Annotated in this window: 14 protein-coding genes; all 14 read right to left on the bottom strand. The window is 46.9% G+C overall.

Annotated elements, in window-relative coordinates; genetic code table 11:
* Positions 1-2: 2 nt before the first annotated feature.
* The 14 genes from HP570_RS12655 to trpA all read right to left on the bottom strand — a co-directional run bounded on the left by HP570_RS12655 (position 3) and on the right by trpA (position 12,619).
* On the bottom strand, positions 3-794 hold the full coding sequence (locus tag HP570_RS12655) for a menaquinol-cytochrome c reductase cytochrome b/c subunit (protein WP_012686174.1): 792 nt from the start codon (positions 792-794) through the stop codon (positions 3-5).
* 28 nt (positions 795-822) lie between these two features.
* The gene (qcrB, locus tag HP570_RS12660; RefSeq protein WP_012686173.1) at positions 823-1,494 is read right to left on the bottom strand and encodes a menaquinol-cytochrome c reductase cytochrome b subunit; all 672 of its coding nucleotides are present in this window, start codon (positions 1,492-1,494) and stop codon (positions 823-825) included.
* A gap of 1 nt (position 1,495) precedes the next feature.
* On the bottom strand, positions 1,496-2,014 hold the full coding sequence (locus HP570_RS12665; protein ID WP_012686172.1) for a Rieske (2Fe-2S) protein: 519 nt from the start codon (positions 2,012-2,014) through the stop codon (positions 1,496-1,498).
* A gap of 250 nt (positions 2,015-2,264) precedes the next feature.
* A complete protein-coding gene (locus HP570_RS12670) occupies positions 2,265-2,687 on the bottom strand; it encodes a DUF2487 family protein (protein ID WP_173625989.1) in 423 nt (140 codons plus the stop codon).
* Between the two features lie 89 nt (positions 2,688-2,776).
* Positions 2,777-2,992, bottom strand: a complete 216-nt coding sequence (locus HP570_RS12675) for an IDEAL domain-containing protein (protein ID WP_012686170.1) — start codon at positions 2,990-2,992, stop codon at positions 2,777-2,779.
* Positions 2,993-3,001: 9 nt separating this feature from the next.
* Positions 3,002-4,120, bottom strand: coding sequence for a hypothetical protein (locus HP570_RS12680; RefSeq protein ID WP_173625990.1), 1,119 nt, complete (start codon positions 4,118-4,120; stop codon positions 3,002-3,004).
* Positions 4,121-4,223: 103 nt separating this feature from the next.
* Positions 4,224-5,171, bottom strand: coding sequence for a tetratricopeptide repeat protein (locus HP570_RS12685; protein ID WP_173625991.1), 948 nt, complete (start codon positions 5,169-5,171; stop codon positions 4,224-4,226).
* A gap of 128 nt (positions 5,172-5,299) precedes the next feature.
* Entirely contained in the window at positions 5,300-5,950 is a 651-nt protein-coding gene (locus tag HP570_RS12690) for a zf-HC2 domain-containing protein (protein WP_173625992.1), read from the bottom strand.
* Positions 5,947-6,537 (bottom strand): RNA polymerase sigma factor, encoded by a 591-nt coding sequence (locus tag HP570_RS12695; RefSeq protein WP_007716581.1) that lies wholly within the window; start codon positions 6,535-6,537, stop codon positions 5,947-5,949. The genes HP570_RS12690 and HP570_RS12695 overlap by 4 nt, the downstream gene beginning before the upstream one ends.
* A 148-nt stretch (positions 6,538-6,685) precedes the next feature.
* Entirely contained in the window at positions 6,686-7,807 is a 1,122-nt protein-coding gene (locus tag HP570_RS12700; RefSeq protein WP_173625993.1) for an amidohydrolase family protein, read from the bottom strand.
* A gap of 323 nt (positions 7,808-8,130) precedes the next feature.
* Positions 8,131-9,411: a 3-phosphoshikimate 1-carboxyvinyltransferase gene (aroA, locus tag HP570_RS12705; protein WP_173625994.1), complete on the bottom strand. Its 1,281-nt coding sequence runs from the start codon at positions 9,409-9,411 to the stop codon at positions 8,131-8,133.
* 91 nt (positions 9,412-9,502) lie between these two features.
* Positions 9,503-10,606, bottom strand: a complete 1,104-nt coding sequence (locus tag HP570_RS12710; RefSeq protein ID WP_012686164.1) for a prephenate dehydrogenase — start codon at positions 10,604-10,606, stop codon at positions 9,503-9,505.
* A 70-nt stretch (positions 10,607-10,676) separates the two neighbouring features.
* Positions 10,677-11,771, bottom strand: a complete 1,095-nt coding sequence (gene hisC, locus HP570_RS12715) for a histidinol-phosphate transaminase (RefSeq protein WP_012686163.1) — start codon at positions 11,769-11,771, stop codon at positions 10,677-10,679.
* 29 nt (positions 11,772-11,800) lie between these two features.
* Complete coding sequence (gene trpA / locus HP570_RS12720; RefSeq protein WP_064199979.1) at positions 11,801-12,619, bottom strand: tryptophan synthase subunit alpha; 819 nt, start codon at positions 12,617-12,619, stop codon at positions 11,801-11,803.
* Between the last annotated feature and the right edge of the window lies 1 nt (position 12,620).

Here is a 12,620-nt window from a genome sequence, read left to right on the forward strand (position 1 = left end):
GCTTATTTCAAGCCAGCCAAGTAATCAGCTAGCTTTGCGATTTCTGCATCATCTTTGATCATACCGCCTGGCATTGCGCCTTTACCATTCTTGATGGTATCAGTAATCTTGGCTGCATCCAAAGTTGCGCCGATTTTTTGGAGGTTTGGACCCATGCCACCCTCCATGTTTTTACCGTGGCACCCCATACAGCTTGTTTGCGCTTTCCAAAGCGCATCTGCTTTAAAGCTGGTGTCAGCAGGAGCAGGTGCTGTTGCACTCGATCCCTCTTTGCCACCAGTTCCTTTGCCTTTATCTGGGTGAGCCAGATGATATTCATGGTTTGCTGCCCAAGTCAGGTAGAAAACACCAACGAGTGCAGTCAGCATCAAGCCTGTAGCAACTGGACGCTTGCTAGGACGACGCTCTTTGCTGGTATCCAGCCAAGGCGCCAACATCAGTGCACCAAATGCGATACCTGGAATAACAACGATACCGAGTACAACCCAATCCCCAGCAGCCCAAGGATATTTCAGCATTTGATACAGGAACAAGAAGTACCAGTCTGGCAACGGAATGAATGAAGTATCATTCGGGTTTGCTTTGTCAGTTAACGGCGACGGATGTGAAACCGTTAACACAAGGAAACCAACCAAGCAAACAGCTGCCACCATCCACTCTTTCAACAGGAAGTTTGGCCAGAACGGCTCATTTTTACCTGGAAAGTCGGAGTAGGCTGGAGAAATGTTTGGAATACGCTTCGCCGATACTCGGGAATCTCCGACGAAGGTAGCATCTTTATCTTGTTTTGCCATGCTATTTCCTCCTTTTTTCGAAGACCGATTATAGTGGACCCGAGATACCTTGCGAACGGATCATAACAAAGTGAGCTCCCAACAGACCAAGCAGTGCGCCTGGGAGGAAGAACACGTGAATCGCGAAGAAACGGGTAAGGGTTTGCGCCCCTAAAATGTCTCCGCCTGTGAGCAATGTTTTCACATATGGACCAATGAAAGGTACAGAGTCAGCGATCTGCACGCCTACTTTGGTCGCAAAGTATGCGGTGTTATCCCAAGGCAAGAGGTAACCTGTGAAACCGAGACCCAGCATAACGAAGAAAATCAGTACACCGACTACCCAGTTCAATTCACGAGGCTTTTTGTATGCACCTGTAAAGAATACACGCAGAGTATGTAGGAACATCATCACGATTACCAAACTGGCACCCCAGTGATGCATACCGCGTACGATTACCCCGAACGCTACTTCGTTCTGGAGGTACTTAACGGATTCGTAAGCATTGATAACGTCTGGTACATAATACATCGTCAAGAACATACCAGACAAGATTTGAATAACGGTAATAAAGAACGTAAGTCCACCAAAGCAGTAAACAAAAGCTGAAAAATGATGTGCCGGGTTCACGTGCTCAGGTACTTCGTGGTCAGCCAGGTCACGCCACATCGGAGTGATGTTTAAGCGCTCGTCGACCCAATCATACATTTTTTGCATCATTTTAGCCGTTCACCCCCGGACGAGGATTTGCTTTTACTTTACCTAAATACAATTTTCCATCTTTGACTTCTGTCTCATACTCATCAAGAGAGGCCGTAGGTGGCGTTCCCAAAATGTGCTCGCCATTGATCGAATAACGACCCATGTGGCAAGGACAGAAGTACTCATTCGGTTGTCCTGCGCCAGTTCCCCAGCTAACCGTACACCCTAAGTGCTTACAGATCGGGGACAGAGCAAGAATCTCACCCTTGTCGTTCTTGGTAACCCATGCAGTAAGTGTTGATTCTGATTCATACCAACCGTCCTTGGTATGGACCTTGAATTCAACGCGTTTTGGCACGGCACTAAACTCATCCGGACTGCCGACAGCTACTTTATCTCCACCTGCATGTCCTTGCAGAAGGGGGTCTACCGCAAAACGAATCATTGGGGTGATCATTCCCGCAGCAAGGAATCCGCCAGTTCCCATCAGGGCGTAGTTCAAAAATGTACGCCTGGAAATTTCGCGTTTGTCTCCCATATCTTTTTCCCTCCTTATCCTGTAAAATAGCGCTACGATGGCATTTTTATACATATACACTAGGTCAATCCCAATCATAGCTAACGCCTATAAAGATGTCAAGAATGTCCAGTGGACATGTCTTTGCTCAAACGATGTGTGACAGGATATTGTTGCCAGATTGTCAAATTTAAGACCTTGCCCCACCCATTTTTCTGTAGTATTACCGGAAAACGCTTTCTCTATCGCGTCTCTTTTTTAGTCAAATCGATTAACTCTGTCCAGTTTGCCACAACTTGATGACCTCTTTATACAGCACATCCACGGTCACTTCGAAACGCAAAGAAGATTCCAAGTCTTCATCTCCTACCAATAACGTCAACACACCTTCTTCTGCTCTCTCCTTTACTTGAATCTTTTCTCCGCGGAAATAAAGCAGTACTTTATAAGGAAATTCCGCCGGTGTTCTCTGTTCCACCTGTTCTACTCCTATTTGATAGCTTAACGGAAATAGTAGCACACGTCCCTTCAGCCGTTGCTCAATCCCGGCAGCTACATTTAATAAGTAGTTCATGCGTACTACATGCTCTTCTACTTTTCTGTCCGAACTGTACAAATAAAGAGGGAGCAGCGCGGTATCCACAAAGGATCGCAACTCCTCCCAGTTTTCAAAATCGTTCAAGTTCCACTGCATAGAGCCGTCTCCTCATTTCCTTGTTCATTTCTGGAAACAAGCGTACCATGAATGGTTGGAGACTAGCAATAACGCATACGATTATGTATTTAGGCTTGCTCGTAAGCCATGATTTCTTTCAATTCGTCTGTTAAGCGCAAAAACAGCTCTTTGTTTTTCGATGCAAGTGCCTCATCAATCTCCTGGACTAGCGTGCGCTTGCGATATTGACGCATCTGCTCGTCGATCACCATTTCAGATAACAAACCGGAAACCATTTGATTGTTCGTTCCGTACGCGTTGGAATAGAAATTCGGCCACTCCATACCCATCCCTCACTTCAATAAAATAGTCGTTTCGGTAAAACCATTGTATTTTCGAAGCCAAGTCTGGCTCGCATACGTTGCGGTGTATAACCACTGCTCCTGTTCGTCTTGTCCGACGCGCAACAATCCAAGATGCACCATCATTTTGCATACCCGATTCACCAAGATATCTGTAGGTGAATCGTAGTAAAACTCTTTCATCCAATGGAGCAGCGTGTCCATCAGAGATTGCTGACTTACCCATCCAGCCGACGCGATCAACGGAATGAGCTGAACCAGCATTGGCAAATTGGGGACAGCCCGCTTGTAAAGCCTCATCCAGAAGCGAATGACATCATGGTACAATTGATCGCTATACGGTTGCTCCAGTCGCTCCCTCCCTGCTTCCGTGACTGCTACCTTGCCGTCCACTTCGACGATCCAACGGTGATAGTAGCAGAAATCGTAGAGCAAGGAAAAGCGGTCAGGGTATAAATCAAAATGCAGCCCGTACCCAAAACGCCATTTTTGTGGCAATAGCGGCTCTTCTTTTACGTACAAAAATTGAAAAAGCTGCTGCTGATGACGCTTGTACATGCCACCTTCTGCGGTAAGCGGTGCTGGCTCCTGCTGGAGAAATTGTAAAAATTGCATGATATCATCGCATAGTGCTGTTCCTTCATCCCTGTATGCTTGTGGACCCGGATGAAGCAGTGCGTTTGACTCACGCCACTTTGTCAACCAAGCTTGCAAGTAAGGCTCACGGATATCCAGCGGAATTTGGTATTGCCCTACTGTCTTACTTTTCGCCGGAAAAATCCATCCTCGCTTCATTGCAGCCGCAACAAACTTCCGTCCTTCCTCCTGCTTTTTTTCCTTTTCACACTCCAGTGCCACTCCAGCCTTCGCCAACAAATCCTCAAGCGACATGACCGTACGCTTGTCCATGAACAATTGGAGCAAAAAATGGGTTTCTGCACTGCTCAGCTGCTCAACTTCTTGAGAGATTGTCAGCCTGTGTCTCAAGCTAGACAACAGTGACGTAATCAATTCGTTTTTGGAATGAGGGTTGCATTCGCATCCGTAATGGTTGGCAATCTGATGGAGCTGCCGGATATCGGTGTAAACCAAGATCTCAGCCAAGTTCATCTGTGCATCCCTTCTTTACGATGGCTTACTTGTCTCTCATTCTTGCCAAAATGCGGAAAAATAAACAGGAAGCCACCGAAGTGACTTCCTGTTTGTCGATTTTTTATTGCTCCTCGTCGGATTCATTGTCCCACAGGTCGTGAAGTTGTTGGTATTCCTTCGCTTCCTCATAGCGTCCGGCTTGACTCAAAAGGGCAATCAGCCTGCGGATTTGGTCCAAATCGAAACCTGACAACGATACATATTGCTTCAACGCCTCAATCGCTGCTTCTGTTTTCCCCATCGAAAGATTCAAATCTGCAGCTAATGGATATGCTGCCACATACTCCTCGTCAACAGCTTGCAAACTATTGACCAATTCTGCTGCTTCATCCAGTCGTCCTACGTGGAATGCCATCAGTGCACAGCCGTAGAGTACTTCTGGCGAACGATCCATGACCAGCGCCTGACGGAATACTTGGTAAGCCTGTTCGAATTGACCGCTTTGTGCGTACGAACGCCCCTTCGTCAAAAGCATAGACAGACTTTCATCCCCGGCTTGTTCCAGGAGCTTCATTGCTTTCTCGTCTTCTCCAATACGGAAATACAAGTTACCCAGTGCCGCCATAATATCTTGGTTGTCTGGCTCCTTCAGTCTCGCTTGCTCCAAGTACTTGACCGCTACTTCATCTAAGTCTTGGAGTGAATACAGATCCGCTAACAACAAGTCAAGCTGGATGCTTTCGAAGCCAGATTCTTTGCATTCATAAAGAAGATGTTGCGCCGTCTCAAAATCACTGGAATCCAATGCAATCTCCGCTAGCAGTAGCTGACATTCTCTACGTAAAGAGGAATCCATTTGCGGATTTTTGGCCATGACATCTGTCAGCAATTGATTCGCCTCTTCCAAATGTCCAAGTCGATACCAGACCTCTGCCAAATACATCATGACATCCGGCAAATCTTTTCCAAGCTCCTGAACCTTTTGCAGAGCGGTCAAGCCCAACTCTACTTCATCGTTTTCAATCCGCTTGATCGCTTCGTCTATGACATACAGCCACTTTTTCGGCATTTCTTTCACCTCATATGTATTTTACGTGGCCTTGTTGCTCTACGCGCTTGCTGAACAACCACTCTAATAAAATAGCCACAAAAGACCGTCCGAAGACGGTCTTTTCTTTTACTCTTGATCATATAACATTATGCTCGTGTTAGCCAGCTCATTGTAAGAACAGTAATAAGGATTCCAAAAATACTAAGTACAATGCTGTAATTCGGTTTGGCTAATTCAGGAGAAGTCGGCTTCCCATCGAGTGGTACGATCGAAGCAGTAGCATGTTCCAGTGAATCTCCTTGCGCCGTATATGGTTGGGCTTCTACCACATACGTACCGTCATCTGTTTGCATAGAAGAAGAAATGACTTGAGCCTTTGGCGTGTTAATTTCCATAACTTCTCCGTTAATCACGAGCGAATTCGCTTGCTCCGTGGTACTTGAATTCACATATAAAGTGAAAGAAAAGACCATCAGCAACAAGACAGCTACACTCGCAGCCATGCGTCGCATTCTCGCTGTCACGCTGAAAATTTTTCTGCCAATCGGGATCGCCCATTGCTCTTCCGATAAAATACGGGCCATCACAGCGTCTACAATGGAACGGGATGGGGTTACGGAATGGTATTCTTCTTTATCCATTTCCATCCACTCATCACTGTCCGACCAAAGCTCATAGTCGGAACGACAGGCATAGCATGAAGCCATATGGTGATCAACCCGGCGTTGGGTCACCTCAGGCAACAGATTTTCGGCGTATTCAGGCAGAATTTCCTGAACTTCTTCACATCTCATCATCGATTCATCCCTTCAGCTTCATCCAAATGAGGGTCCAGGATGTAGTTTTCCAACTGTCCACGAATACTTTGCCGCGCTCGAAACAGTAGAGACTTCACAGAGCTCACAGTTAAATCCAGAATCGTAGCGATTTCTGTGTAATCCATTTGTTCGTACTCGCGTAATATCAGTGCTGAGCGTTGCTTCTCTGGCAAGCTGTTGATCGCCAGTCTTACCATGCTCTCCCGTTCATTCCGGAGCAAAACTTGCTCAGGCAGTGTCTTGGGAGATGCCATAGGCACTTGCAACGTATCATCCAGATACACGTCAGAATTGCGGCTTTTGCGCAATTCACTTAGTACGGAGTTGCGTGCAATCGTATAGAGCCAGGTGGAGAATGTAGCTTCTACATCTCGGAAAGAATGAATGCTCTTATACGCCTTGTAAAACGTCTCCTGACATATATCCTCCGCTATATGCTCTAAATGTGCCTGACGCAAAAGATGAGTAACAAATGAGAGGATCTTTTTTTCATATCGACGAATCAGTTCAGCATAGCATTCCAGATTACCTTCTTTAATCTCTCGGATAAGCTGGGAATCGGTCATGATCAGAGATTACCTCCTTGCGATTCCGATCCCTCAGCGGCCTTTTGCATAATTAGACTGCTGGGGATGTAAAAAGTTGCGCGACCTTACGATTCTTTTTCACGTCTGTCTACTGGAAACCTTTCACGAAAAAACCCCCAAACCGGGGTTATATGACATAAGAGTAGGGCTTCGTGTCGAATAAGCACTTACCCATACCAATCAAAGGGATAAATCGCATATTTCGATATATCCATTTACCGTTCGACATAACAGATGTTGGAAGATGCATTTCACTAAAATTGAGAATAGTGGAAAGATCATTCTTTGTCAACCAGTTTTCCTTTTTCAGGAAAACGATATCAGCGTCTGCGCCAGTTGTCAAGCTTCCTTTTCGCGGATACAGTCCAATTGCTTTTGCAACATTTGTCGAAGCGAGCCTGACTAGCAAGCAAAGCAATTCTTCTGACGTACACCAGCTCTTTCGTGTATCAATCCGTACATCGTGTATCGGAGAGGCTACTTGCAAACTCCCAAACCATTGACGATGTAAGTGACGTAGACCTTGATCTGTCACTTCAGCCGGCAAACGAAAAATATGCAGGTACGGGTCATTTTCTTCAAAACGAAAGGCCGCTTGAGAATCTGTCATGACAGTACGCAACCGCCAATAACGAGTAGCCTCCATCCAAATCTGTCCAATAAGCTCCCGTTGTTCTTTTTTTAGAAACGGGTCATTTTGTACCTGCATATGCAGGATCGTTTGTTTAGACGTTTGAAGTTGCAAAAGCGTTTCCCATTTTATTGTGGAAATTTCTTCTGGATTTCGAATCGTGACATGAAACGAAGAATAGCCGTGGTTCATCCACTCGGCTAAGCGATCACCGTAAAGATCGGCGACATCGATTTCCACATGCCAAACATAATCCAGCAAACTGTTGAAATGCTGGGTTTGTTGATAGTGAATCTGCGGTCTGCTCATCCAACGCTCTGGCCTGAAGACGTCCACCAGGCTTGTACATCCCATGCTGATGAGATTTCGCATGGCTTCTATATAGACATCAACATCTTTGATTTTATACAACGAATGTGTCAGGAGTGCGACAAAACCGGGCAAAAGATACATACCAGTGGCATCTATTTCTTCATATAAATCGTTGAAGGGGTTTTTCGTCAAGGTATCTTTAGCCATTCGTACAATTTTCCCATGACGGATCCAAATATCTGCTTCTTTCATTCCTCGTGCTGTGACAACCGTTCCCCCGCGTATGACCATCCCTTGCTCCAGCATAGCCCGTCCCCCTCCCACCTATCTTGCACACACTACTCTTGTACGAGCATATGCACAAAAAGGGGAAAAAGTACTCATTCGAGCCAATCCGCTTTTTAAACAAAAAAAGACCGTCGTTGATGTAAGCGCATTCAAACGACGGTAGCACACACGTGCTTTTTTATATTGGATAGGAGTGGAGAGAAACCATACTGTAGTTTTATAATAAACGGAATGTAAGCGCTTGTCAAATCATTTTTGCTAAAATTCGGAACGCTTTGTCTTTGCACGAAAAAAGAAGCCTGTTACCCTATAAAGGAACAGACTTCTCTATCATTCTTTCGTTATTGGCTGATTTTCACAAGCAAGTCATGGAAGCCAGGGAACGATACATCAATCGCCTCATCGTTTTCGATTTTCGTCTCACCCTCGGCAACGAGACCTGCGATCGCCATCGCCATGCCAATTCGGTGATCCCCCATGCTATCGATGACAGCCCCCGTCAATCCTGTCTTTCCTTCGATGATCATTCCGTCATCGGTAGGTGTCACCTTAGCGCCGAATTTGGACAGTTGACTAACCACCGTGGCAATACGGTCTGTCTCCTTTACTTTCAGCTCTTCGGCATCACGGATCACGGTCTGTCCTTTCGCTTGCGTTGCCATGACCGCAATTACCGGAATTTCGTCAATCAGACGTGGAATAATATCTCCGGCAATTTCAATCCCGTGCAGCTCCGAATGCGTCACGAGGAGGTCTGCAACCGGCTCTTCATTTACGATTCGCTCATTCAAAAGCTCCAGGCTTCCCCCCATCGCCTTGACAACATCAATGATGCCCGTGCGGCTTGGGTTGATTCCGACATTTTCAATGAGAAGCGAGCTGCCAGGTACGACCATTACTGCTGCAATCAAAAAGGCAGCGGAAGAAATGTCACCAGGAACAGAAATGGCACGGCCTTTTAGTTTTTGTCCGCCCTCTACGGAAACAGTCAAGCCATCACGCACGACTTGTACACCAAACGCTTGCAGCATACGCTCCGTATGATCGCGGGACAAATGCGGCTCTGTTACACTCGTCACGCCTTTTGCCTGCAACCCTGCCAGCATAATAGCTGACTTCACTTGTGCACTTGCCACTGGGGATTGATACGCGATCCCTTGAAGCTCCCCACCTCGAATGGATAACGGTGTGTATTCACCGTCTTTTCTTCCATCGATTTTGGCGCCCATTTGACGAAGCGGTCCGATTACACGGCGCATTGGTCTTTTGGCAATAGACTCATCGCCTTCCATCACCACATGGAAAGGCTGTGTCGCCATGATCCCTGCCATTAGGCGAATGGTCGTACCGGAGTTCCCTACATCCAAATGTTGAGATGGCTCCTGCAAGCCGAACCAGCCTTTTCCTTGTACGGTTACGGCATCTCCTTGTTGTTCAATCTCGATCCCCATCCGACGAAAGCAGCTAATCGTGCTCAAGCAATCGGCACCCGGCAAAAAGCCTTCAATGGTTGTCGTTCCTTCTGCTAGAGCTCCAAACATAACTGCACGATGGGAAATGGACTTATCTCCTGGCACGCGAACGGTACCTTTGATTTGTTTGGCTGTTTGTACGCGAAGCATTACTTCCACTCCTTTTCTCTCTCAGGCTCTCCCAGATCACCAGTCGCACTGTGAAGCGTCTTCGTTGTAAAGTGTGTTTGCATAAAAAAACTTATGTGCGCTTGTATACATTGTAATCGAAAAAGCGAAGAACTTCCTCTCCCTTTTCCAACTCTTGTTGCGAATGGAACGTAATGCGTAGCACCCCAAAAATGTCTTCTCGTGTCTCTCTGATTTGAAGATTCGTGATGTTGATATTTCTTGCTCCCAATAATGTCGTAATCCGTCCGATTTCGCCAGGGTGGTCCGGGATATCGATATACAAATCGTTCAGAGGAGGTAATGCACCCGTTTTGCGCTCAGGCAAGCTGTCGCGGAATTCTCGTGCCGTTTTGAAGAAGTGCTCGATTCCTTCTGGATCTCCCTGTTCTACGAGGTGAACGACATCTTCCAATGCGTTTGCCCAATCTTTTGCGATTTTGAGGATCGGGTCACGGTTTTGCAGCAAAATATCACGCCACATCTGGGGGTTGCTCGAAGCAATGCGTGTAATGTCACGGAAGCCACCAGCAGCAAGCGTGGTATGCCAAGCATTTTCCTCGTCATACCCTGCCACTAGATTGACCAGAGCAGAAGCGAGGATGTGCGGGAAATGACTAACCGCACCCACGACCTGATCATGCGAAGCCGCGTCCATTTGCACGACTTTTGCACGAGTGAGTGTAAGTAGTTCAGACAATTGCTTTACTTTTTCTACAGATGTTCCCGGCGCTGGTGTCAAAACATAGTAGGCATTCTCCATCAGACGGTCAGAAGCAGCTTCCACGCCGGATTTGTGCGAGCCCGCCATCGGATGTCCACCAATAAACGTAACATGATCGGGAATGACATCCGCCGCTTGTGTGACAATGCCTGCTTTTGTACTTCCAACATCCGTAATGATCACACCCGGCTGCAGCTCCATTTCCACTAACGAGCGAATGGTTGGAACGATTTGCTCTACAGGTGATGCGAGGAAGATGACATTCGCTTCTCGAACTGCGGTCTGCAAATCAGTTGTGCCAGCGTGTATGACACCTAGAGTCAGTGCTTTATCCAAACAATCCTGACGTAAATCGTAGCCGACTACCCGAATATTTGGATCGCGTCGCATCGACAGCGCAATGGAACCGCCAATTAACCCGACGCCGATTACAGTAATAGTGGTTTTTTTCATCTCCACTCTCTATCCTTCCTTTATCTCTCTTAGACAAAGATGCCGAGGCATGCCCGGCATCTTCGTCCTTTTATTTCAATGCTCCAGTCACGATTTCTTTTAAGACGGAAAGAATCTTATCATTTTGCTCTTTGGTCCCGATGGTAATACGTTGAAAACCCGGGAAGCCTAGCGCATTACCAGAGCGAACGATGATGCCTTGCGAGAGCAGCTTTTTGAATACCTCATCGGAATCCATTTTCAAATCAACCAAGATAAAGTTGGTCTGAGATGGATAGTAGGAAAGCCCCCACTCGTCAAAGGAATCGGTAAACTGCTTCATGCCTTCACGGTTACGATCGCGGCATGATTTCACAAATTCCTGGTCTTTCAACGCCGCACGTGCTGCTACTTGGCCAAGTGTGCCTGTATTGAACGGCTCACGCACATGTTCCAGAGAGGAAATGAGCTCTTCTGACGCGATCCCGTAGCCGATACGAAGAGCAGCCAGACCGTAAATTTTGGAGAACGTACGCAAAATAATCAGGTTCGGATACTCAGCGAGCATCGGTACTGTTTGTGGATATTCTGGATCAACCACATACTCGTAGTAAGCCTCATCCAAAACGACGAGCACATCTTTTGGAGTCTTTTTCATAAAAGCTTCCAACTCGGATGTTGTTACAATCGTGCCTGACGGATTGTTCGGGTTACATACCCATACGACCTTCGTTTGTTCGTTGATGGCAGCCGCCATCGCTTCGAGATCGTGAACGCCATCTTTCAACGGCACCTCAATCAAGTCTGCACCTTCAATAATCCCATTTGAGCGATATTGCGAGAACGTTTGCGTCGCCATGACTGCATTTGTTCCTTCGCTCAAAAAAGCACGAGAGATCATCAACAGAATTTCATCAGACCCGTTGCCGAAAAACAATTGGCTTGGTTTGACCCCGAGGAAGTCAGCAAGATCCCAGCGTAGATTAAGGCTTGCACCGTCAGGATAAAGGGCCAAATTGTCCAACTGTTCCGAAATAGCAGCTTTCGCCTTTGGTGAGGAACCAAAAGGATTTTCGTTGGACGCCAGTTTGATGACTTCGGTTAAACCAAATTCCCGTTTCACGTCATCAATGGGCTTGCCAGGTTGATATACCGGGGCATTGAGTATGCGTTGTTTCGGTTGCATCCACGTTCACTCCAGTCACATTTTTCCCACTATTGTAGCGCACTGGCTAACTGATGTACAAAGGTTTTTATTTTTTCTACAGCTACTGGCATTTGTTTGAGGTCTTTCAGCTGCTCAGCATGCTCCTCGATTTGCTGTACAATGGCGCTTCCCACAATGACACCATCCGCATGGGGTGCTACTGCGCGTACTTGATCCGGCGTGGATATTCCGAAGCCCACCGCAGTAGGAACCGATGTGCTTGCCTTTACTCGTTCCAGAAAATCTGCCAAATCCTCTCGCAGGTCCGTGCGGGCACCCGTCACACCCAGCGACGATACACAATAAAGAAATCCGGTTGCTTGCGCGCCAATCGTGTTGATTCTGGAACTGGAAGTTGGTGCCACGAGTGAAATGACATGAATGCCATTCTGTTTTGCTGCAGTTACTGCTGGACCGCTTTCCTCAATCGGCAAATCAGGAATAACAACACCGTCCGCCCCATAAGCAGCAAGATCGGCAAAAAAGCGCTCAATGCCATACTGCAAAACCGGATTGAAGTACGTGAACAGGACGATGCAAGCCTCCATACCTGATTCGCGTAGCCTTTTCACCAATTGCAAAGCATCCCCGATCGTCACGCCATTTTTCAGCGCGCGCTCTGATGCCCGTTGAATCGTTGGGCCGTCTGCCAATGGATCGGAGTAAGGGACGCCGAGCTCAATGAGATCTGCTCCTGCTTCGACCATCGCTTTTACGAGATGAAAGGTTGCTTCTATTGTAGGATCGCCTACGGTTAGAAATGGGATGAATCGTTTGCGATCACGATCCGCGAATAATTGATCGATTCTGTTAAGAGCTGTCGTCATG

The sequence above is a fragment of the Brevibacillus sp. RS1.1 genome, from assembly GCF_013284365.1.
Taxonomy (GTDB): Bacteria; Bacillota; Bacilli; order Brevibacillales; family Brevibacillaceae; genus Brevibacillus; species Brevibacillus brevis_D.